Below are 22,403 nucleotides of genomic sequence, written 5' to 3'. Positions count from 1 at the left end.
GCCAAAGAGATATTCATCACCCGGATAATCTGCATGTGCGATGACATATTTTATTATGTCGTTAGTGATTTCAATAATATGTGGAAGGTGATGGAATTTCAGCAACAGATCTATTGCCTCTTGTTGCAATCATTTAAATCGAAAAACCAGTCACCACCGCTGGCAAGCCACATATTGCCATCGCCGGTCGCGAACGCATCCAGCGCCATTGCTTCGTGGTTGCCTTTAACGGAGATAAACCAGGGCTGGTTTAGCAGGCGCAGGACGTCAAGACTCTCCGGCCCACGATCAATATTATCGCCGACAGAAATAAGTAAGTCGGTTTCGGGGAAAAAAGAGAGTTGATGTAAGCGGGATTGTAATAACTGATATTCACCATGAATATCACCAACGACCCATATATGGCGATAGTGATGGGCATTGATTTTTTGATAGCGTGTAGATGGCATGGTTTTACCCTGTAAAATAAGCTTTCCTATTATACAGGGTATTTTTATTTGATTCGTCAGTTGTCGTTAATATTCCCGATAGCAAAAGACTATCGGGAATTGTTATTACACCAGACTCTTCAAGCGATAAATCCACTCCAGCGCCTGACGCGGAGTCAGTGAATCCGGGTCGAGATTTTCCAGTGCTTCGACCGCAGGCGAAGTTTCTTCTGGCACTGACAGCAAAGACATCTGCGTACCATCCACTTGCGTCGCGGCGGCGTTCGGCGAAATGCTTTCCAGCTCACGCAGTTTTTGCCGTGCGCGCTTAATAACCTCTTTCGGTACGCCCGCCAGAACAGCAACCGCCAGACCGTAGCTTTTGCTCGCCGCGCCGTCCTGCACGCTGTGCATAAAGGCGATAGTGTCGCCGTGCTCCAGCGCATCGAGATGTACGTTGGCGACGCCTTCCATTTTCTCCGGTAGCTGGGTCAGCTCGAAATAGTGGGTGGCAAACAGCGTCAATGCCTTAATCTTATTCGCCAGATTTTCTGCGCACGCCCACGCCAGCGACAGACCATCGTAGGTGGACGTTCCACGCCCGATCTCATCCATTAACACCAGACTGTATTCGGTGGCGTTATGTAAAATATTGGCGGTTTCAGTCATCTCCACCATAAAGGTTGAGCGCCCGGAAGCCAGGTCATCTGCCGCGCCTACGCGGGTAAAGATGCGATCGATAGGTCCAATCTCGACTTTTTGTGCCGGTACATAGCTGCCGATGTAGGCCATCAGCGCAATCAGTGCGGTCTGGCGCATATAGGTACTTTTACCGCCCATGTTCGGGCCGGTAATAATCAACATACGGCGCTGCGGCGACAGATTCAGCGGGTTAGCGATAAATGGCTCATTCAGTACTTGTTCAACTACCGGATGGCGACCTTCGGTAATGCGAATGCCCGGTTTATCAATGAAGGTCGGGCAGGTGTAGTTCAGGGTATAGGCCCGTTCCGCCAGGTTAACCAGCACGTCGAGTTCCGCCAGCGCGCTCGCGCTCTGTTGCAACGCTTCCAGATGCGGCAACAGCAGGTCGAACAGCTCTTCATAAAGCTGTTTTTCCAGTGCCAGTGCTTTGCCTTTTGAGGTGAGAACTTTATCTTCGTACTCTTTTAGCTCTGGAATGATGTAGCGCTCGGCGTTTTTCAGCGTCTGGCGACGCATGTAGTTGATGGGTGCCAGATGGCTTTGCCCACGGCTGATTTGAATGTAGTAGCCGTGCACCGCATTAAAGCCAACTTTTAGCGTGTCCAGGCCGGTACGTTCACGCTCGCGGACTTCCAGACGCTCCAGATAATCGGTCGCGCCGTCAGCCAGCGCGCGCCACTCATCCAGCTCTTCGTTATAGCCCGATGCGATAACACCACCGTCGCGTACCAGCACCGGCGGTGTGTCGATGATTGCTCGCTCCAGCAGATCGCGCAGCTCGGCAAACTCGCCCATCTTCTCACGTAGCGCCTGTACCGGTGCACTATCGACAGTTTCTAACTGCGCACGCAGCTCCGGCAGTTGCTGGAAAGCGTGGCGCATACGGGCCAGATCGCGTGGGCGAGCAGTTCGTAAAGCCAGACGTGCCAGAATACGTTCCAGGTCGCCGACCTGACGCAGTACCGGCTGCAACTCGGCGGTGAAATCCTGCAATGCGCCAATAGTTTGCTGGCGCTCAAGCAACACGCGGGTATCGCGCACTGGCATATGCAGCCAGCGTTTCAGCATACGACTACCCATCGGCGTGACGGTGCAGTCGAGCACAGAAGCCAGCGTATTTTCCGCACCGCCCGCCAGGTTCTGAGTAATTTCCAGGTTACGACGTGTCGCGGCATCCATAATGATGCTGTCCTGCTCACGTTCCATGGTGATAGAACGAATATGCGGCAGGGTCGTGCGTTGGGTATCTTTCGCATACTGCAACAGACAACCGGCAGCACAAAGTCCGCGCGGCGCGTTCTCGACGCCAAAACCGACCAGATCGCGGGTGCCAAATTGCAGATTCAACTGCTGGCGCGCGGTGTCGATTTCAAACTCCCACAGCGGGCGACGGCGCAGGCCGCGACGGCCTTCAATCAGCGACATCTCGGCGAAATCTTCTGCATACAGCAGTTCCGCCGGATTAGTGCGTTGCAGCTCTGCCGCCATCGTTTCGCGGTCGGCCGGTTCGCTCAGGCGAAAACGCCCGGAGCTGATATCCAGCGTCGCGTAGCCGAAACCTTTGCTGTCCTGCCAGATAGCCGCCAGCAGGTTGTCCTGACGCTCCTGTAACAGGGCTTCATCGCTGATGGTGCCTGGCGTAACGATACGCACAACTTTGCGCTCAACCGGACCTTTGCTGGTCGCCGGATCGCCAATTTGTTCGCAGATGGCAACGGACTCTCCCTGATTCACCAGTTTGGCGAGATAGTTTTCCACCGCATGGTAGGGAATCCCCGCCATCGGGATCGGCTCTCCCGCCGAAGCACCGCGTTTGGTCAGTGAAATATCCAGCAGTTGCGACGCGCGTTTTGCGTCGTCATAAAACAGTTCATAAAAATCACCCATCCGGTAAAACAGCAGGATCTCGGGATGCTGGGCTTTCAGCTTGAGATACTGCTGCATCATGGGCGTATGGGCGTCGAAATTTTCTATTGCACTCATGGGGTTATGTCCGGTTCCCTGATATTAAATGGGGTGTGATGGTTTTTATTTTCGTTGTAATCACATAAGGCGCACATGATACCGGAGTTAATCATTTCAGGGGAAGAAGCGAACGGCGAGTTCTTGATGCTGGTTCCGGGAAAGATGCTGTTTTGCAGCTTTTGCGTGATGCTTATGAAGCAAGTACGCAAAATTGTATCGATTGGCGAACCCTTCTTCTTTAGAGTCATAGTGCCCTTTAAGATTAAGATGTAATATAAATGCATCTTAATGAGGTGGAGGCAGCATGTCCGGCAAGCGTATCTCTCGTGAAAAACTGACGATTAAAAAAATGATCGATCTTTATCAAGCGAAATGCCCGCAGGCGTCAGCGGAGCCGGAGCATTACGAGACGTTGTTTGTTTACGCGCAAAAGCGGCTGGATAAATGTGTGTTCGGCGAAGAGAAACCAGCCTGTAAGCAGTGTCCGGTGCACTGTTACCAGCCTGCAAAGCGTGAAGAGATGAAACAGATTATGCGTTGGGCCGGGCCGAGAATGCTGTGGCGTCATCCGATCTTAACCGTGCGTCATCTCATCGATGACAAGCGTCCGGTGCCAGAACTGCCGGAAAAATATCGTCCGAAAAAACCTCGTGAATAGTATGCCGGACAGGCAGATCTGTCCGGCAATTTGCAGTTAAATCAATGCCGATTTATCAATTCCCAGCCGCTTCATCCGTGACAGCAGGGTCGTGCGTTTCAGCCCCAGACGTTGCGCAGCGCCTTTAGGCCCGGCAACCACGCTGTTGGTTTCTTTCAGCACGCGCACAATCAACTGATATTCATCTTCGCCCTCCTGGGCGACAACCGTTGCGGCAGGCGGCGTTTCAGGCTCCGGTAAAGCAATATCTGGCAATGACAGCTGCAGCACGTTGCCGCGTGTTAGCAATACTGCGCGCTCAATGACGTTTTCCAGTTCGCGTACGTTACCCGGCCACTCCATGTTGCTCAAGGTGCGCAGCGTCTCGGCAGGAATGCTGTCGATATTGCGCCCCAGACGACGGGCAATTTTGAAGGTAAAGGCTTTCGCCAGCAGCGGAATATCTTCCGGACGCTCGCGTAGTGGCGGCAGGTGAATCGGGAATACGTTCAGGCGGTAATAGAGATCGCTACGGAACTCTCGGTCGGCGACCATTTTTTTCAGATCGCGGTTAGTCGCGGCAATTAAACGTACGTCCGTCTGAATGATTTTGTTGCTGCCGAGACGTTCAAACTCCTGTTCCTGCAATACACGCAGCAACTTCGGCTGTAACTCCAGTGGCATATCGCCCACTTCGTCGAGGAACAGAGAGCTTTTATCCGCCAGTTCAAAACGACCAATGCGCTGGGCGCTGGCACCGGTAAAAGCCCCACGCTCATGACCAAACAGATCGCTTTCCAGCAATCCGGCAGGCATCGCCGCGCAGTTCATTTTGACCATGCGGCGATTATTACGCCCACTGAGATTATGGATCGCACGGGCAATCAGCTCTTTACCCGTGCCAGTTTCACTGAGGATCAGTACGGTACTGTCACTTTGCGCCACCATTTCAACTTGTTTAAGCACGCTGTACATGGCTTCGCTGCGGCCAATAATCTCGCCAAATTCACTATCAACATTGTTGAGCTGCTCGGTCAGGGCGAGGTTTTCATCAACCAGCCGTTCTTTCAGACGATGGATTTCCTGATAGGCGAGGGCGTTATCGACAGCGATTGCCACACGTTCGGCAATCTGGCGCAGCAAATTCAGATTGGTAGTGGTAAACACTTTCTCTTCGCATTGCGCCAGTTTCAGCACGCCCAGCATGGTGTCGCCAGACATCAGCGGTAACAGGCACAAGGTTTGAATCTGGTTGCCCCAGGTGTCGAACAACATGCGTTCATAGGGGGCTAAATCGTCCCGCTCGTGGGCGGGATGTTGTTTATCAAGATAGTGAGTGGAGTAGATGTTGAGTTTGTTTTTACGGTGGCTGCGTAAGACAATGCTGATATCGTCAATGTCGAAATAGTAATGGATTTCTTTGGCGACTTCGCTGACCAGTTCGTCCATATCCAGGCGGGAAAGCACCGCGTTGGTAATGGCAACCAGGATGCGGAAGTTATCGCGCTCCCGGCATAACAACTCATAGTCGACATTGTTGACGACGCGGCTCTGGATTTGTTCGGTGACGACAGAAACGATCTGCGTAAATGTTTGCAGACGATTGAACTCTTTTTCGCTCCAGGGACGATCGTCATAACGAATAAATTCACAGCCACCAAAAATATGCCCTCCCGCCGCCAGTGGCATCAGGCAATAGTGACCAAATTTGGGGTATAGCCCACCTGCGGCCAGCTGCGGCCAGGTTTCACAAAATTCTTCGTAACTGCAATGCAGCGTATCAGGGCGCGACAAAATGCGGCGTACCGGACCGTGTGCCAGAACAGTTTCGTCTTCATATTTAATGGGGGTGTCTTTTTCACGCGACGCGTAATAAGACTGCGCTTGCCACAACACAATAGCCGCGTTGTCGGCGAGCGCAGAACGCTTTACCAGTTGCGAAAGAGCCTCACACAGCGAGGCCAGATCGGGCTGCTGCAATAGTGTCCGAGTGATGTCGAACAACCCTTGCTGTCCGAGATCACTCATCGGTGTATATGACATTTTGTTCTTCCAGGAAAGCACCGCAAAGCGGTGCAAAAGGTCATTGACTAACTATAGGAGATTTAGAATTTTATTAGCATATACGCGGAAGCGGTTCGGCGTGTGGTAAATCGAGGGTTCGTTTCACGCCATACAGACCGGCAAGACGAACACCTTTACGTTCCACCACTTCACCAATCAGCGCCGCGTCTTTCCCCAGTGGATGGGAATGTAACGCTGCCAGCACTTGCTCTGCCGCGTTGCGTTCAACGGCGATCACCAGTTTGCCTTCGTTGGCAAAGTTCAGGGCGTCCAGTCCCAGCAATTCGCAAACGCCGCGCACGGCAGGTTTAACCGGCAGCGCTGATTCAGAAATTTCAATACCACAACCGCAGGCTGCCGCGAACTCATGAACCACCGCGTTTACACCACCACGGGTGGCATCACGCAGCGCTTTCACGCCGGGAATGTCACGCAGCGTCTGAATAAGCGGCGTCAGCACCGCGCAGTCGCTGACCAGTTCGCCATCCAGCCCCAGCTGCTCACGCAGGTTAAGGATAGTCGCCCCGTGGTCGCCGAGTGTACCGCTAACCAGCAATACATCGCCTGCGGTTAGCGTCTGTGCGCCCCAGTGAATATTCGCCGGAATTGCGCCCATGCCAGCGGTGTTGATAAACAGTTTATCTGCCGCGCCGCGCTGCACCACTTTAGTATCGCCAGTAACGATGGCAATGCCTGCCGTGCGGGCGGTTTCTGCCATGCTGGTCACTACGGCTTTCAGTGTCTCCATCGGCAATCCTTCTTCGAGGATAAAGCCACAGGAGAGATAGCGCGGAATAGCGCCACTGACCGCAACGTCATTCGCGGTGCCGCAAATCGCCAGCTTGCCGATATTACCGCCAGGAAAGAACAGCGGGTCAATGACGTAACTGTCGGTGGAGAACGCCAGACGGTCGCCTTCCGCTACCAGCTGCGCCAGATCAAGACGTGCCTGATCTTCCTGCTCTGCCAGCCACGGGTTGGCAAAGGCTTCCATAAACAGGCTGTTGATTAATTGCTGCATCGCCTGGCCGCCGCTGCCGTGGGCGAGTTGGATATTATTCACGCTTCACTCTCCTGCTGACGATACTGATACCACGCGGCGCACGCTCCTTCGGAGGAGACCATCAGTGCACCAAATGCGGTTTGAGGATTACAGGTGTTACCAAACAGCGGGCATTGATGCGGCTTACATTTGCCCGTTAATACCTCACCACAACGCGCGCGCGGGTCATCGCAGACCTGCTGCGGTGCCGGGCGGAAATGTGCTTCGGCATCGAATCGTTGATAATCCGGCGTCAGGTGCACGCCAGAAGATTCAATCACGCCTAAGCCGCGCCATTCGCTGTCGCCGTTGACACAGAACACATCGGCAATCGCCTGTTGCGCCAGCAGGTTACCGGCATCCGGTACCACCCGACGATACTGATTCTCTACCTTGCTGTGGGCCGCTATTTTCTGCTCCACCAGCATGACCACGCCTTGCAGTAGATCAAGGGGTTCGAAACCAGCGACCACCAGCGGACGATGAAAATCGCTGGCGATAAAATTATAGGCATCAGTGCCGATAACCATACTAACGTGGCCCGGCGCGAGGAACGCGTCGATACCGTTATCCGGCTGTTCCAGCAAACTGCGCAGCGTCGGGATAAGCGTAATGTGCTGGCAGAAGAAGTAAAAATTCTGCACATCACGCGCTTTCGCCTGTTGCAGAGTGATGGCGGTGGTCGGCATGGTGGTTTCAAAACCTAAGCCGAAGAACACCACTTTGCGGGTTGGATTCTCCTGCGCCAGTTTCAACGCATCCATCGGCGAGTAAACGATGCGCACATCGGCACCGCGTGCTTTTGCCTGCAACAGCGATCCCTGTTTCCCTGGTACGCGCATGGCGTCGCCAAAGGTACAGAAGATGACTTCCGGATGGCTGGCAATCTCCACGCAGGTGTCGATTCTACCCATCGGCAGTACGCACACCGGGCAACCCGGACCGTGGATAAACTCAACGTTTTCAGGCAGTAACTGGTCGAGGCCGAATTTAAAAATGGCGTGGGTATGACCGCCACACACTTCCATAATCCGCAGAGGGCGTTCGGCGGTGTAAGAGAGATGTGAAGCACGTTCGCGCAGATGCTCAATTAACTGCATCACCTGTTCCGGCGCGCGATATTCATCAACAAAACGCATTATTTTTCCTCGCCATACAACAGCGCGCCGACATCCGGCTAAACGTCAAACATGTTTTGTAAGGCGTCGAGAGTGTCGCGTGCTTCGGCTTCATTAATTACGCTCATGGCAAAGCCAACGTGAACCAGTACCCACTGGCCCACGCGCGGCTGACCGTTTTCATCGCAGCTGCCGACTAACGTTAAATCGACATCGCGCTGAATGCCGCAGACGTCGACTTTCGCCTGGTTGCCGTCAATGGTGCGGATCTGGCCGGGAACGCCTATGCACATCGCTGTGTCTCCAGCCAGTTCAGCCACTGGTCCATCCCTTCGCCGCTGGTGGCGGAAATAAGGATGATTTCAATTTCTGGATTGACTTCGCGGGCGCAGGCGATGCACTTCTCAACGTCAAAGTTGAGATACGGCAACAGGTCAACTTTGTTGAGCAGCATCAGCGAGGCGGCGGCAAACATATGCGGATATTTCAGCGGTTTGTCTTCACCTTCGGTAACGGAAAGCACCGCTACTTTGTGTTTTTCACCGAGATCGAAGCTGGCCGGGCATACGAGGTTGCCAACGTTTTCGATAAACAGAATACCGTTATCGTCCAGTGGCAGACGCGGTGCGGCGTCGGCAATCATCTGTGCGTCAAGATGGCAGCCTTTACCGGTGTTCACCTGAATCGCTGGTGTACCGGTAGCGCGAATGCGTGCGGCATCGTTCACGGTTTGCTGGTCGCCTTCAATAACCGCGCACGGAACGCTGTCTTTCAGGCGCATTAAGGTTTCCGTCAGCAGGGTGGTTTTACCGGAACCAGGGCTGGAAACCAGGTTGAGCACCAGTTGCTTGCGGGCAGCAAAGCGCGCGCGGTTGCGTTCAGCCAGACGGTTGTTTTTGTCCAGCACGTCAATTTCGACTTCCAGCATCCGACGCTGGCTCATGCCCGGTGCGTGAGTGCCCGCTTCGCCATGACCGTAATGCAGGTCGCCTTCTTCAGTCTGGCTGGGGGTAAATTCAGGCGCTTTAATGCCGGTGATTTTCATCTGCGGGCGTGCCGCCGGGGCAAATGGCGCGCTACGAAACGCGGAATGAGGGTTATGTTCATCACCCTCGATATACAGGTTGCCTTCACCGCAACCGCATGTTGTACACATCGCTCACTCCTGGTCTATTTCTATCCGCCGAATCTGTAAACCGTCGTCTGCCACAATCTGTAGCATGTCACCATGACACTGTGGACAGCGGCGGACGCGCTGGGTCAGTAGCGTCACATACTGTTGGCATGTTTCACACCAGCATTCGGCCTCTTGTTCTTCGAGGTGCAGTTTACAACCTTCCGCCACGCTGCCGCGGCAAACCAGATCAAAACAAAAGGCAAGAGAGCTGGTTTCGACACAAGAAAATGCGCCAATTTTGAGCCAGACCCCAGTTACGCGTTTTGCGCCGTGTTTTGCGGCCTGCTGTTCGATCAATTCCAGTGCCCGTTGGCAGAGGGTTATTTCGTGCATATCGCCTCCCATTAACTATTGCCAGCTACAAGCAATAATTGCGCCAGTGTTGATTATCCCTGCGGTGAATAATGTCGATGATGTCGAAATGACACGTCGACACGGCGACGAAATTCATCTTTAGCTTAAAAATCTCTTTAATAACAATAAATTAAAAGTTGGCACAAAAAAATGCTTAAAGCTGGCATCTCTGTTAAACGAGTAACCTGACAATGACTATTTGGGAAATAAGCGAGAAAGCCGATTACATCGCACAGCGGCATCGTCGCCTACAGGACCAGTGGCACATCTACTGCAATTCGCTGGTTCAGGGGATCACGTTATCGAAAGCGCGCCTGCATCACGCCATGAGCTGCGCGCCGGACAAAGAACTCTGTTTCGTCCTTTTTGAACATTTTCGTATTTACGTCACCCTGGCGGATGGCTTTAACAGCCACACCATCGAGTATTACGTCGAAACAAAAGATGGCGAAGACAAACAGCGGATTGCGCAGGCGCAACTGAGCATTGACGGCATGATTGATGGCAAGGTCAACATCCGCGATCGCGAACAGGTTCTGGAACACTATCTCGAAAAAATCGCTGGCGTTTACGACAGCTTATACACCGCCATTGAAAACAATGTGCCGGTGAATTTAAGCCAACTGGTAAAGGGACAAAGCCCGGCAGCATGAGCTGAGGCTTTGCCCGTTTTGCAGGCGTTACGCCTGTTTGGGGATGGGCGTGTCGATGAGTGTCGAAAATGACATTTCATCGGCATGTTTTCGTCAAAAATGACAATCACCTGAGGAATGCCTGGTGAATCGTTTTGTAATTGCCGACTCCACGCTCTGTATCGGCTGCCACACCTGTGAGGCCGCCTGTTCAGAGACGCATCGCCAGCACGGCCTGCAATCAATGCCGCGCCTGAGAGTGATGCTCAATGAAAAAGAATCTGCGCCGCAGCTCTGTCACCACTGTGAAGATGCACCCTGCGCGGTGGTCTGCCCGGTTAACGCCATCACCCGCGTTGATGGGGCCGTGCAGTTGAATGAAAGTCTGTGCGTAAGCTGCAAACTGTGCGGCATCGCCTGCCCGTTTGGCGCAATTGAATTTTCCGGCAGCCGTCCGCTGGATATTCCGGCAAACGCCAATACCCCGAAAGCGCCACCGGCACCGCCTGCTCCGGCGCGTGTCAGCACATTGCTTGACTGGGTGCCAGGTATTCGCGCGATCGCCGTCAAATGTGACCTTTGTAGCTTTGATGAACAAGGTCCGGCCTGTGTGCGGATGTGCCCGACTAAAGCCCTGCATCTGGTGGATAACACCGATATCGCCCGCGTCAGCAAACGTAAGCGTGAGCTGACCTTTAACACGGACTTTGGCGATCTCACCTTGTTTCAGCAGGCTCAAAGTGGAGAGGCTAAATGAGCGCAATTTCCCTGAGCAATAGCGGCGTGGCATGGTTTGTCGCCGCCGCTGTTCTGGCATTTCTCTTTTCTTTTCAAAAAGCGCTAAGTGGCTGGATAGCCGGAATTGGCGGCGCGGTTGGCGTGAGCGGTGCGCTGTCGCTGGTAAGCTACGATGTGCAAATCTCCCCGCTTAACGCGATTTGGCTGATTACCCTCGGCCTTTGCGGTCTGTTTGTCAGCCTCTATAACATTGACTGGCATCGCCACGCGCAGGTGAAGTGCAACGGCTTGCAGATCAATATGTTGATGGCTGCCGCCGTCTGCGCCGTCTGCGCCGTCATCGCCAGCAACCTCGGCATGTTCGTGGTAATGGCCGAAGTCATGGCCTTGTGTGCGGTGTTCCTCACCAGCAACAGCAAAGAGGGCAAACTGTGGTTTGCGCTGGGGCGTCTTGGCACTCTGCTGCTGGTGATTGCTTGCTGGCTGCTGTGGCAGCGTTATGGCACGCTGGATCTGCGCCTGCTGGATATGCGTATGCAACAGCTGCCGCTCGGTTCCGATATCTGGCTGCTCGGTGTGATTGGCTTTGGCCTGCTGGCTGGGATTATTCCGCTGCACGGCTGGGTGCCGCAGGCACATGCTAACGCCTCTGCGCCAGCTGCCGCGTTGTTTTCTACGGTAGTCATGAAAATTGGCCTGCTGGGCATGTTAACCCTGTCACTGCTGGGCGGTAATGCACCGCTGTGGTGGGGGATCGCGCTGCTGGTGCTCGGCATGATCACCGCGTTCGTCGGTGGTCTGTATGCGTTGATGGAACACAACATCCAGCGCCTGCTGGCTTACCACACCCTGGAAAATATCGGCATTATCCTGCTGGGGCTGGGCGCTGGCGTAACGGGTATCGCGCTCGAACAACCGGCGCTGATTGCTCTTGGCCTGGTCGGTGGTCTGTACCATCTGCTTAACCATAGCCTGTTCAAAAGCGTACTGTTCCTCGGGGCGGGGAGCGTCTGGTTCCGTACCGGTCATCGCGATATCGAAAAACTCGGTGGTATTGGCAAGAAAATGCCGGTTATCTCCATCGCCATGTTAGTCGGGTTGATGGCAATGGCTGCGCTGCCGCCACTGAACGGGTTTGCCGGGGAATGGGTTATCTATCAATCCTTCTTCAAACTGAGCAATAGCGGCGCGTTTGTTGCCCGTCTGCTGGGGCCGCTGCTCGCTGTGGGTCTGGCAATTACCGGTGCGCTGGCGGTGATGTGTATGGCGAAAGTCTATGGCGTCACGTTCCTCGGCGCGCCGCGTACCAAAGAAGCCGAAAACGCCACCTGTGCGCCGCTCCTGATGAGCGTAAGCGTAGTGGCACTGGCGATTTGCTGCGTAATTGGCGGTGTTGCTGCGCCGTGGCTGCTGCCGATGCTCTCTGCTGCTGTACCTCTGCCTCTGGAGCCTGCTAACACCACCGTTTCTCAACCAATGATCACATTGCTGCTGATTGCCTGCCCGCTGCTGCCATTCATCATTATGGCGATTTGCAAAGGCGACCGCCTGCCGTCACGTTCCCGCGGTGCGGCCTGGGTGTGCGGCTACGACCATGAAAAATCAATGGTGATTACCGCTCACGGTTTTGCCATGCCGGTTAAACAGGCGTTTGCGCCAGTGCTGAAACTGCGCAAATGGCTGAATCCGGTGTCGCTGGTGCCGGGCTGGCAGTGCGAAGGTAGTGCGTTGCTGTTCCGCCGGATGGCGCTGGTTGAACTGGCGGTACTGGTGGTGATTATTGTTTCACGAGGAGCCTGAGAATGAGTGTTTTATATCCGTTAATTCAGGCGCTGGTGTTATTTGCCGTTGCGCCGCTGCTCTCCGGTATTACCCGCGTGGCGCGCGCCCGTCTGCATAACCGTCGCGGGCCGGGCGTGTTGCAGGAGTATCGCGACATTATCAAACTGCTGGGCCGCCAGAGCGTTGGCCCGGATGCCTCTGGCTGGATGTTCCGCCTGACGCCGTATGTGATGGTGGGCGTCATGCTGACTATCGCTACTGCGCTGCCGGTGGTGACCGTCGGTTCTCCGCTGCCGCAACTGGGCGATTTGATCACCTTACTGTATCTCTTCGCCATCGCGCGTTTCTTCTTTGCCATTTCCGGTCTGGATACCGGTAGCCCGTTTACCGCTATCGGTGCGAGCCGTGAAGCGATGCTTGGCGTGCTGGTCGAACCGATGTTGCTGCTTGGTCTGTGGGTTGCCGCACAGGTTGCCGGTTCCACCAACATCAGCAACATTACCGACACCGTTTATCACTGGCCGCTGAGCCAAAGCATCCCGCTGGTGCTGGCGCTCTGCGCCTGTGCGTTCGCCACTTTTATCGAAATGGGCAAACTGCCGTTCGACCTGGCGGAAGCCGAGCAGGAGTTGCAGGAAGGTCCGCTCTCCGAATACAGCGGTAGCGGCTTTGGCGTCATGAAATGGGGTATCAGCCTGAAACAGCTGGTGGTGTTGCAGATGTTCGTCGGGGTGTTTATTCCGTGGGGACAAATGGAAACCTTCACCGTCGGTGGACTGCTGCTGGCGCTGGTGATTGCCATCGTCAAACTGGTGGTCGGCGTCCTGGTTATCGCGCTGTTCGAAAACAGCATGGCCCGTCTGCGTCTTGATATTACTCCGCGCATTACCTGGGCTGGGTTTGGCTTTGCATTTTTAGCGTTCGTCTCCTTGCTGGCGGCGTGATTAAAGAGAGTTTGAGCATGTCTGAAGAAAAATTAGGTCAACATTATCTCGCCGCGCTGAATGAGGCATTTCCAGGCGTCGTGCTGGACCACGCCTGGCAGACCAAAGCTCAGCTGACTGTCACCGTAAAGGTGAACTATCTGCCGGAAGTGGTGGAGTTTCTCTACTACAAGCAGGGTGGCTGGCTGTCGGTGCTGTTTGGTAACGACGAACGCAAACTGAATGGTCATTACGCCGTTTATTACGTGCTGTCGATGGAGAAGGGCACCAAGTGTTGGGTAACGGTTCGCGTCGAAGTTGACGCCAACAAACCGGAGTATCCGTCCGTGACGCCGCGCGTTCCGGCGGCGGTGTGGGGCGAGCGCGAAGTGCGCGATATGTACGGTTTGATTCCGGTTGGTCTGCCGGATGAACGTCGTCTGGTGCTGCCGGATGACTGGCCGGATGAACTTTATCCGCTGCGTAAAGACAGCATGGATTATCGTCAGCGTCCGGCACCGACTACCGATGCTGAAACCTACGAGTTCATCAACGAACTGGGCGACAAGAAAAACAACGTCGTGCCGATTGGTCCGCTGCACGTCACTTCTGACGAACCGGGTCACTTCCGTCTGTTCGTCGATGGCGAAAACATTATCGACGCCGACTACCGTCTGTTCTACGTCCATCGCGGTATGGAAAAACTGGCGGAAACCCGCATGGGTTATAACGAAGTGACCTTCCTCTCTGACCGTGTGTGCGGGATCTGCGGCTTTGCCCACAGCACCGCCTACACCACGTCGGTGGAAAACGCGATGGGTATTCAGGTGCCAGAACGCGCGCAGATGATCCGCGCCATTCTGCTGGAGGTGGAACGCCTGCACTCGCATCTGCTCAACCTCGGCCTCGCCTGTCACTTTACCGGCTTCGACTCCGGCTTTATGCAGTTCTTCCGCGTGCGTGAAACCTCCATGAAAATGGCAGAGATCCTTACCGGTGCGCGTAAAACCTACGGCCTGAACCTGATCGGCGGGATTCGTCGCGATCTGCTGAAAGATGACATGATCCAGACCCGCCAGCTGGCGCAACAAATGCGTCGTGAAGTGCAGGAGCTGGTGGATGTGCTGCTGAGTACGCCGAACATGGAACAACGCACCGTCGGCATTGGTCGTCTGGACCCGGAAATCGCCCGCGATTTCAGTAACGTTGGCCCGATGGTTCGCGCCAGCGGTCTCGCCCGCGATACTCGCGCCGATCACCCGTTTGTCGGTTATGGCCTGCTGCCAATGGAAGTCCACAGCGAGCAGGGCTGCGACGTTATTTCCCGTCTGAAAGTGCGAATCAACGAGGTCTATACCGCGCTGAATATGATCGACTACGGTCTGGATAACCTGCCGGGCGGTCCGCTGATGGTGGAAGGCTTTACCTACATTCCGCACCGTTTCGCGCTGGGCTTTGCCGAAGCGCCGCGCGGCGACGATATCCACTGGAGCATGACCGGCGACAACCAGAAGCTGTACCGCTGGCGCTGCCGTGCCGCGACCTACGCGAACTGGCCGCCCCTGCGCTACATGCTGCGTGGCAATACCGTTTCCGATGCGCCGCTGATTATCGGTAGCCTGGACCCTTGCTACTCCTGTACCGACCGCATGACCGTAGTCGATGTGCGTAAGAAGAAGAGCAAAGTGGTGCCGTACAAAGAACTCGAGCGTTACAGCATTGAGCGTAAAAACTCGCCGCTGAAATAAGGAATCGCCATGTTGACCTTTATCAAAAAAGTCATCAAAACCGGCACGGCGACCTCGTCTTATCCGCTGGAGCCGATTGCGGTTGATAAAAACTTCCGTGGTAAGCCAGAGCAGAACCCGCAGCAGTGCATCGGCTGCGCGGCTTGCGTCAATGCCTGCCCGTCAAACGCCTTAACGGTTGAAACTGACCTCCCCACAGGAGAGCTGGCGTGGGAGTTTAATCTCGGGCGCTGCATCTTCTGTGGACGCTGCGAAGAAGTTTGCCCGACGGCGGCGATCAAACTGTCGCAAGAGTTCGAACTGGCGGTGTGGAAGAAAGAAGACTTCCTGCAACAGTCCCGCTTCGCGCTGTGCAACTGCCGCGTCTGCAATCGTCCTTTCGCCGTACAGAAAGAGATCGACTACGCCATTGCGCTGCTTAAGCACAATGGTGACAGCCGCGCGGAAAACCACCGCGAAAGCTTTGAGACTTGCCCGGAATGTAAGCGCCAGAAATGCCTGGTGCCGTCCGACCGTATTGAACTGACTCGCCATATGAAAGAGGCCATCTGATGAGCAATTTATTAGGCCCCCGTGACGCCAACGGCATTCCGATCCCGATGACGGTGGATGAATCCATCGCCAGCATGAAGGCGTCGTTACTGAAAAAAATCAAACGTTCTGCCTATGTTTACCGCGTGGACTGCGGCGGCTGCAACGGCTGCGAAATCGAAATTTTCGCCACGCTTTCTCCGCTGTTCGATGCAGAACGCTTCGGCATTAAAGTCGTTCCTTCACCGCGTCATGCGGATATTTTACTGTTTACCGGCGCGGTCACCCGTGCAATGCGATCCCCTGCGCTGCGTGCGTGGCAGTCCGCGCCGGACCCGAAAATCTGTATCTCATACGGTGCCTGCGGTAACAGCGGCGGGATCTTCCACGATCTCTACTGCGTGTGGGGCGGTACGGATAAAATTGTCCCTGTGGATGTTTATATCCCTGGCTGCCCGCCAACGCCTGCCGCCACGCTGTACGGCTTTGCAATGGCGCTCGGCCTGCTGGAGCAAAAAATTCACGCCCGTGGGCCGGGTGAACTGGATGAACAACCGGCGGAGATCCTGCATGGCGATATGGTGCAGCCGCTGCGCGTGAAAGTGGATCGCGAAGCACGTCGCCTGGCGGGTTATCGTTACGGTCGTCAGATTGCCGATGATTACCTTACACAGTTAGGGCAGGGCGAAGAACAGGTTGCACGCTGGCTGGAAGCGGAAAACGATCCGCGTCTGAACGAGATTGTCAGCCATCTGAATCATGTTGTTGAAGAGGCGCGTATCCGATGAGTGAAAAGGTGGTGTTCAGTCAACTGAGCCGTAAATTTATTGATGAGAACGATGCCACGCCCGCCGAGGCGCAGCAGGTGGTCTATTACAGCCTGGCGATTGGTCACCACCTTGGGGTTATCGATTGCCTGGAAGCGGCGCTCACCTGCCCATGGGATGAATATCTGGCATGGATTGCCACTCTGGAGGCGGGCAGCGAAGCCCGCCACAAAATGGAAGGCGTACCGAAATATGGCGAGATCGTCATCGACATTAACCATGTGCCGATGCTGGCCAACGCATTCGATAAAGCCCGGGCAGCGCAAACTTCGCAGCAGCAGGAATGGAGTACAATGCTGTTAAGTATGCTGCATGATATTCATCAGGAAAACGCCATCTATTTGATGGTGAGGAGACTGCGTGACTGACGTTTTACTCTGTGTTGGCAATAGCATGATGGGCGATGATGGCGCTGGCCCGCTGCTGGCGGAAAAGTGCGCCGCCGCGCCGAAAGGTAACTGGGTGGTGATTGACGGCGGTAGTGCACCGGAAAACGACATCGTCGCCATCCGTGAACTGCGCCCGACACGACTGCTGATTGTCGACGCCACGGATATGGGGCTAAACCCCGGCGAAATCCGCATCATCGACCCGGATGATATCGCCGAGATGTTTATGATGACTACCCATAACATGCCGTTGAATTACCTTATCGACCAGTTAAAAGAAGACATTGGTGAAGTGATTTTCCTCGGCATTCAGCCGGATATCGTCGGCTTTTACTACCCGATGACCCAGCCGATTAAAGATGCGGTAGAAACCGTTTATCAACGACTGGAAGGTTGGGAAGGAAATGGTGGATTTGCGCAGTTAGCGGTGGAAGAAGAATAATTCTCCATCAGGGAATTCAGGGAATTGAACATCAGAACAGGGATGTGCGCTTTTTTATTGAGCTTAGTGCTGCCTGCACAGGCCACCAGCTTTACCGAATATCTACCAATGAGTGACAGCGAATACGCGCAAAAGCGGGCGCTGAAACCTCTCCTGACCATGCCTTATGATGCCGAGCAAACCTGGCATTTTAGGAAAGTGGGCGTTGCTGGCGTGACGCTTGAGAAGATGCCAAATGAAGAAGATTACTGGCAATTAACCGCTAAAGACCGCGCCGGTAAATCCTGGACTGTGCCTGTGGGTATGCTGGCAAACATAGCGGGCAAAGGGCAACTCTATCGCGCCGATCTTGATCGTAACGGCATTCAGGATCTGGTTATCTGGTTACCAAGTACCGGTAATGGTCTGGCTCCTTATGCACATTTAATTCTTATGACGTTCACGCGCGAAGGCCGTCCCTGTGTCTTTGAACCCAAGGGATTCTACACCGCAAGCAAAACTGGCGTAGATGATTTGCTGGATTTGCAAGGCAATGGTCACACGCAATTGCTGGATATGCAGTTTAATTCTGGTTACTGGATAACCAGTCTGTATCAGGTAAAAGACGCCAAATGGCAGCGTGTTCACGGCTGGTTTGACAAGTTAAGCTATCCCGCGCTCACGCGTTTTACTTATACCCCCAACCGTAAACTCGTCCTCAAACCCATCGCCGGGCGCGACCCGCAAACGGAAGATCTGGCGCAGACGCAGCGTTGCTTGATAAAGGGGGATGTGCTTGAGGGGTGAACCAGAACTGACTTTTTGCAGAGTGGCTATGAGGATTTTGGGGGTAATTATATCGCGCACAAGTGTTTACATATTGTGAACTTGGATTTGATGAGCTATAGTTTCCGAACACATAAGGATAGAACTCGCAGATGTGGCTGTTTACTTACTATAAGGAAGTTAAAACTTAAAAATGCACATCATTTCTAAAGCGCCATTTGAAGAGTCTGCGCGTAAATATCCTAACGACGCTCTGGCTCTTCAGGCATTGTATCGGGTTATTAAGGAAACGGATTTTTCTACGCCAGAAGAGATGCGAACGGCGTTTCCCAACCTCGACAATTTTAAATATCGCAACAAATGGTACGTTCTGGATGTAGGTGGGAACAACCTAAGGGTGATTGCCTACATAAACTTTGTTAATAAGCGGTTCTTTGTGAAGCACATAACTAATCACGCCGAGTATGACAAACTGACACGTTACTACAGAGAGAACAAAGAATGACTGCTAATGCTGCACGCGCTGTTAAAGCAACAAGAGAACTGGTCAATGCAGTCCCCTTTCTGGGAGGTAGTGACTCAGAAGATGATTATCGTGAAGCACTGGAACTGGTCGAATATTTGATTGAAGAAGATGACACCAATCCACTTATCGACTTTCTGGCGAGCCGCATTGCAGAATATGAAAACAACAACCAAGAGTTTGCAGAGTTCGACAAAGCCGTTGCGGCAATGCCTGTTGGCGTGGCGTTACTTCGCACGCTGATTGATCAACATAATCTGACCTATGCGGATTTGAAGAACGAAATCGGCTCTAAATCCCTGGTCAGTCAGATTTTGTCTGGACAACGATCCCTGACGATATCCCACATTAAGGCACTTTCAGCCCGATTTGGCGTTAAGCCGGAATGGTTTCTTTGATTTTTGACTAATGCCAAATGCTAAATTGCCCGATGCGCTGCGCTTATCGGGCCTACATGTCGCACGAACTATGTAGGCCGGATAAGGCGTTCACGCCGCATCCGGCACTGTTACTTACTCTAAATCTTCCCCATTACTGGCAATCACTTTTTTATACCACCAGAACGATTTCTTACGTGTGCGCGTCAGCGTGCCGTTGCCTGCGTCGTCACGGTCTACGTAGACAAAACCGTAGCGTTTGCTCATTTCACCCGTAGAGGCGGAAACTAAATCAATACAGCCCCATGTGGTGTAGCCCATCAGCGGAATGCCATCTGCAATCGCTTCGCCCATTGCGCGGATATGTTCGCGTAAATAGCTGATGCGATAGTCATCGTTAATCTCGCCATTGGCAGCAAGTTCATCTTTTGCGCCGAGGCCGTTTTCCACCAGAAACAGCGGCTTCTGATAACGATCGTACATCATATTCGTGGTGATACGCAGACCGAGTGGATCAATTCCCCAGCCCCAGTCGCTCACTTGCAGATACGGGTTACGCAGCGATTTCACCACGTTCGCCGCACTGCTGTTGTTGGCGTTCATCTCCGCCGAGGCGCAGCGCGAGGCGTAATAGCTGAAAGAGACAAAATCGACGGTGTTTTTCAGGATCTCATCATCGCCCAGCGCTTTATCTATGGTTACCCCTTTTTCGCGAAATACGCGGGCAGAGTAAGCCGGATACGCGCCACGCGCCTGCACATCGATAAAAAACAGGTTTTCCCGATCTTTCTCCAGCGCCGCCCAGACATCTTCCGGTTTGCAGCTGTAAGGGTAGAAGTTACCGCCCGCCAGCATACAGCCCACCTGATTTTGCGGGTTAACCTCATGGGCGATTTTGGTGGCTAGCGCACTGGCAACCAGCTGGTGATGCGCGGCCTGATATTTCACCTGATCCTGATTTTCACCTTCTTCAAACACCAGACCCGCGCCGGAGAACGGGCTATGCAACATAATGTTGATTTCATTGAAGGTTAGCCAGTATTTCACCAAACCATCAAATGCTTCAAAGCAGGTTCTGGCGTAGCGGCTGAAAAACTCCACCAGCTTGCGGTTACGCCAGGAGCCATATTCGGTGACCAGATGCATCGGCACATCGAAGTGGCACAACGTGACCAGCGGTTCGATACCGTACTTTTTACACTCTTCAAAGACAGGACGATAAAAAGCAATGCCCTGCTGATTGGGCGTGATTTCATCGCCCTGCGGAAAGAGACGGCTCCAGGCAATTGAGGTACGGAAAACCTTGAATCCCATCTCTGCCATCAGGGCGATATCTTCTTTATAACGATGATAAAAATCCGTCGCCTCATGGCTGGGATAAAACTCGTCATCGCGCAACTGAAAACGTTTTTCCAGCCCCAGTTTCACCGCCATTCGATGCTCGCCGTGTGGGATCATATCGACGGTGGTCAGCCCTTTTCCGCCTTCACGGAACGCACCTTCAGACTGGTTGGCGGCAAGCGCGCCGCCCATAAAAAACCTTCTGGAAATACTGACATTTTCATCCTCAATTAAGACTTACTTCTTTGGCGACGGTCGGTTGTACGCTCTGATGCTTTCGCGCCTGGGCAGCCGCTTCCTCAACAGGAATATCCTCAAAGCCGAGCAACAGTGTGAGGATAAACGACAGCACCACCGCCAGCGCCATGACCGCGAACACCCAGACGATGCTCATTGGATTCGCCGGATCGAAGAATTGCACGCTGGTAAATAGCCCCGGCGCTGCCATTGAGTGGCTGGCAAGCCCCGCCATACCGGCAACCGCGCCGCAAATAAAACCGCTGATAAGACTGGCGATAAGCGGACGTTTCAGGCGGATCGCCACGCCGTATAACGCCGGTTCGGAAATCCCCGCCATAATGGCTGATGCCGCCGCAGCCAGCGCCGTCTGGCGCAGTTCCGGGTTTTTCGTTTTCCACGGCACCGCCAGTGATGAACCGCCCAGCGACAGGTTAGCGCCGATCTCTGATGGCATGACCATTCCTTCTTTGCCGGTTTCGGCAATGGTCTGAATGATGGTTGGCGTAAAGACGCGGTGCATCCCGGTCATTACCAGCAGAGGCCACAGCGCGCCCATAATGGCGACTGAAAGCCAGCCCAGATAACCATGAATGGTGTAAACCAGCGCCGAAATGGCGCTACCGATCCAGATACCAATCGGGCCAATCAGCAGGATTGCCAGCGGTGCGGCAATCAACACAATCAGCATTGGCTTGAGGAAGTTTTTGGTCACCGCCGGTGTAATGCGATCCACCCAGCGTTCGATATATGACAGGCACCAGGTCATCACCAGCGCCGGGATCACCGTGTAGGTGTATTTCACCGCGGTGACCGGGATCAGGGCAAATTCGACATGTTCACCCTGGGCCGCTTTCGCCATTAATTCAATAAAACTCGGATGTACCAGCACACCCGCGATGGCAATCGCCAGCGACATATTGGTTTTAAATTTGATGGCGGCAGATGCCGCGACCATTAGCGGCAGGAAGAAGAAAGCACCGTCACCAATCACATTCAGAATGGTTAAGGTCGGCGATCCTTTTGTCAGCACGCCGCTCATCTCGAGGATCATCGCCAGCAGTTTGACCATCGATCCGCCGATAATCGCCGGGATCAGCGGTGACATGGTGCCGATCAGCGCATCGAGGATCCCCGCACCAATGCGACGCAGCGTGAGTTTGGGTTTACCCACGGGCTGTGCGGGCTGCATATCTCCCGGCAGCAGGCTGACGACTTCCTGAAAGGCCTGCGAAACCGTATTGCCGATAATTACCTGACACTGGTTGTCACTACGTACCACGCCGAGCACGCCGGGGATGGTTTTTAACGTCGGGCTGTCGATAAGCTGGTCATCTTTGATAACAAAGCGCAAACGCGTCATACAGTGCGTGACTGCCGAGATGTTATCAACGCCGCCCAGTGCCGCTATCACCGAGCGTGCCAGCGCCGCATAATTTTTGGCCATCGGATTTTATCCTGTTATCAGTAGGGTAGATGTAGTTGTTATCAGTCGACGTGACGGAAAAATGCCGATGCTGAAACGGAATTAAGAAACCGGTTTCACAAAATCATGAATAGTTGTCACTAAATAAGCAAGAGAGTTAATTGTTCATTTTTTATATTTGTGAAACCGGTCACCTGAATATTTTTCCCGCCGATTGCGCAAGGACAATCGG

At 53.8% G+C, this 22,403-nt stretch carries 22 protein-coding genes and 2 pseudogenes; 14 read left to right on the top strand and 10 right to left on the bottom strand.

Annotated elements, in window-relative coordinates; translation table 11 throughout:
* Together ACUU1M_RS02350 and mutS are read right to left on the bottom strand one after the other, a co-directional pair.
* A pseudogene (locus ACUU1M_RS02350) lies at positions 1-449 on the bottom strand (metallophosphoesterase); the annotation flags it as partial.
* Between the two features lie 105 nt (positions 450-554).
* On the bottom strand, positions 555-3,116 hold the full coding sequence (gene mutS, locus ACUU1M_RS02345) for a DNA mismatch repair protein MutS (protein ID WP_001272902.1): 2,562 nt from the start codon (positions 3,114-3,116) through the stop codon (positions 555-557).
* Between the two features lie 75 nt (positions 3,117-3,191).
* Here mutS and ACUU1M_RS02340 point away from each other — a divergent pair, with 75 nt between their 5' ends.
* Together ACUU1M_RS02340 and ACUU1M_RS02335 are read left to right on the top strand one after the other, a co-directional pair.
* Positions 3,192-3,371: a hypothetical protein gene (locus ACUU1M_RS02340; RefSeq protein ID WP_000611929.1), complete on the top strand. Its 180-nt coding sequence runs from the start codon at positions 3,192-3,194 to the stop codon at positions 3,369-3,371.
* A 31-nt stretch (positions 3,372-3,402) separates the two neighbouring features.
* Positions 3,403-3,756 (top strand): nitrous oxide-stimulated promoter family protein, encoded by a 354-nt coding sequence (locus ACUU1M_RS02335; protein ID WP_000015501.1) that lies wholly within the window; start codon positions 3,403-3,405, stop codon positions 3,754-3,756.
* 36 nt (positions 3,757-3,792) lie between these two features.
* Here the strand turns inward: ACUU1M_RS02335 and flhA are convergent, their stop codons facing one another.
* From flhA to hypA, 6 genes are all read right to left on the bottom strand, one after another.
* Positions 3,793-5,778 (bottom strand): formate hydrogenlyase transcriptional activator FlhA, encoded by a 1,986-nt coding sequence (flhA, locus tag ACUU1M_RS02330; RefSeq protein ID WP_152028856.1) that lies wholly within the window; start codon positions 5,776-5,778, stop codon positions 3,793-3,795.
* A gap of 73 nt (positions 5,779-5,851) precedes the next feature.
* Positions 5,852-6,862: a hydrogenase maturation carbamoyl dehydratase HypE gene (hypE, locus tag ACUU1M_RS02325; protein ID WP_001059931.1), complete on the bottom strand. Its 1,011-nt coding sequence runs from the start codon at positions 6,860-6,862 to the stop codon at positions 5,852-5,854.
* Positions 6,859-7,980 carry a hydrogenase formation protein HypD gene (gene hypD, locus ACUU1M_RS02320; RefSeq protein WP_001212982.1) on the bottom strand — a complete coding sequence of 374 codons (1,122 nt, stop codon included), beginning with the start codon at positions 7,978-7,980 and terminating at the stop codon, positions 6,859-6,861. The genes hypE and hypD overlap by 4 nt, the downstream gene beginning before the upstream one ends.
* 38 nt (positions 7,981-8,018) lie before the next feature.
* Positions 8,019-8,252 carry a HypC/HybG/HupF family hydrogenase formation chaperone gene (locus tag ACUU1M_RS02315; protein ID WP_000334880.1) on the bottom strand — a complete coding sequence of 78 codons (234 nt, stop codon included), beginning with the start codon at positions 8,250-8,252 and terminating at the stop codon, positions 8,019-8,021.
* Positions 8,243-9,115 (bottom strand): hydrogenase nickel incorporation protein HypB, encoded by an 873-nt coding sequence (gene hypB, locus ACUU1M_RS02310; protein ID WP_000337683.1) that lies wholly within the window; start codon positions 9,113-9,115, stop codon positions 8,243-8,245. The genes ACUU1M_RS02315 and hypB overlap by 10 nt, the downstream gene beginning before the upstream one ends.
* A 3-nt stretch (positions 9,116-9,118) precedes the next feature.
* Positions 9,119-9,469, bottom strand: coding sequence for a hydrogenase maturation nickel metallochaperone HypA (gene hypA, locus ACUU1M_RS02305; protein WP_001299100.1), 351 nt, complete (start codon positions 9,467-9,469; stop codon positions 9,119-9,121).
* Between the two features lie 212 nt (positions 9,470-9,681).
* Between hypA and hycA the strand changes: the two genes are divergently transcribed.
* From hycA to ACUU1M_RS02245, 12 genes are all read left to right on the top strand, one after another.
* Positions 9,682-10,143 (top strand): formate hydrogenlyase regulator HycA, encoded by a 462-nt coding sequence (gene hycA / locus ACUU1M_RS02300; protein WP_000158056.1) that lies wholly within the window; start codon positions 9,682-9,684, stop codon positions 10,141-10,143.
* A gap of 124 nt (positions 10,144-10,267) precedes the next feature.
* The gene (gene hycB / locus ACUU1M_RS02295) at positions 10,268-10,879 is read left to right on the top strand and encodes a formate hydrogenlyase subunit HycB (protein ID WP_001079186.1); all 612 of its coding nucleotides are present in this window, start codon (positions 10,268-10,270) and stop codon (positions 10,877-10,879) included.
* Positions 10,876-12,660, top strand: a complete 1,785-nt coding sequence (gene hycC / locus ACUU1M_RS02290; RefSeq protein WP_001274475.1) for a formate hydrogenlyase subunit 3 — start codon at positions 10,876-10,878, stop codon at positions 12,658-12,660. The genes hycB and hycC overlap by 4 nt, the downstream gene beginning before the upstream one ends.
* 2 nt (positions 12,661-12,662) lie before the next feature.
* A complete protein-coding gene (gene hycD / locus ACUU1M_RS02285) occupies positions 12,663-13,586 on the top strand; it encodes a formate hydrogenlyase subunit HycD (protein WP_000115208.1) in 924 nt (307 codons plus the stop codon).
* A gap of 17 nt (positions 13,587-13,603) precedes the next feature.
* Entirely contained in the window at positions 13,604-15,313 is a 1,710-nt protein-coding gene (hycE, locus tag ACUU1M_RS02280; RefSeq protein WP_152028857.1) for a formate hydrogenlyase subunit HycE, read from the top strand.
* Positions 15,314-15,322: 9 nt separating this feature from the next.
* Complete coding sequence (gene hycF / locus ACUU1M_RS02275; RefSeq protein WP_000955078.1) at positions 15,323-15,865, top strand: formate hydrogenlyase subunit HycF; 543 nt, start codon at positions 15,323-15,325, stop codon at positions 15,863-15,865.
* The gene (gene hycG / locus ACUU1M_RS02270) at positions 15,865-16,632 is read left to right on the top strand and encodes a formate hydrogenlyase subunit HycG (RefSeq protein ID WP_152028858.1); all 768 of its coding nucleotides are present in this window, start codon (positions 15,865-15,867) and stop codon (positions 16,630-16,632) included. The genes hycF and hycG overlap by 1 nt, the downstream gene beginning before the upstream one ends.
* On the top strand, positions 16,629-17,039 hold the full coding sequence (gene hycH, locus ACUU1M_RS02265) for a formate hydrogenlyase assembly protein HycH (RefSeq protein ID WP_001291916.1): 411 nt from the start codon (positions 16,629-16,631) through the stop codon (positions 17,037-17,039). Before hycG ends, hycH begins: the two co-directional genes overlap by 4 nt.
* A complete protein-coding gene (gene hycI, locus ACUU1M_RS02260) occupies positions 17,032-17,502 on the top strand; it encodes a hydrogenase maturation peptidase HycI (protein ID WP_000132961.1) in 471 nt (156 codons plus the stop codon). The genes hycH and hycI overlap by 8 nt, the downstream gene beginning before the upstream one ends.
* A 42-nt stretch (positions 17,503-17,544) precedes the next feature.
* Entirely contained in the window at positions 17,545-18,288 is a 744-nt protein-coding gene (locus tag ACUU1M_RS02255) for a hypothetical protein (RefSeq protein WP_005076621.1), read from the top strand.
* Between the two features lie 172 nt (positions 18,289-18,460).
* Positions 18,461-18,772: a type II toxin-antitoxin system HigB family toxin gene (locus ACUU1M_RS02250; RefSeq protein WP_000547563.1), complete on the top strand. Its 312-nt coding sequence runs from the start codon at positions 18,461-18,463 to the stop codon at positions 18,770-18,772.
* Complete coding sequence (locus tag ACUU1M_RS02245) at positions 18,769-19,188, top strand: helix-turn-helix domain-containing protein (RefSeq protein ID WP_000126296.1); 420 nt, start codon at positions 18,769-18,771, stop codon at positions 19,186-19,188. The genes ACUU1M_RS02250 and ACUU1M_RS02245 overlap by 4 nt, the downstream gene beginning before the upstream one ends.
* 114 nt (positions 19,189-19,302) lie before the next feature.
* Here ACUU1M_RS02245 and ascB read toward each other — a convergent pair.
* Positions 19,303-20,726: pseudogene (gene ascB, locus ACUU1M_RS02240) on the bottom strand (6-phospho-beta-glucosidase AscB).
* A gap of 8 nt (positions 20,727-20,734) precedes the next feature.
* Complete coding sequence (gene ascF, locus ACUU1M_RS02235; protein WP_001107865.1) at positions 20,735-22,192, bottom strand: PTS cellobiose/arbutin/salicin transporter subunit IIBC; 1,458 nt, start codon at positions 22,190-22,192, stop codon at positions 20,735-20,737.
* Positions 22,193-22,403 lie beyond the last annotated feature (211 nt).

It is taken from the genome of Shigella sp. SIG6 (assembly GCF_053555815.1).
This window is presented reverse-complemented; position numbering and strand designations above follow the sequence as displayed.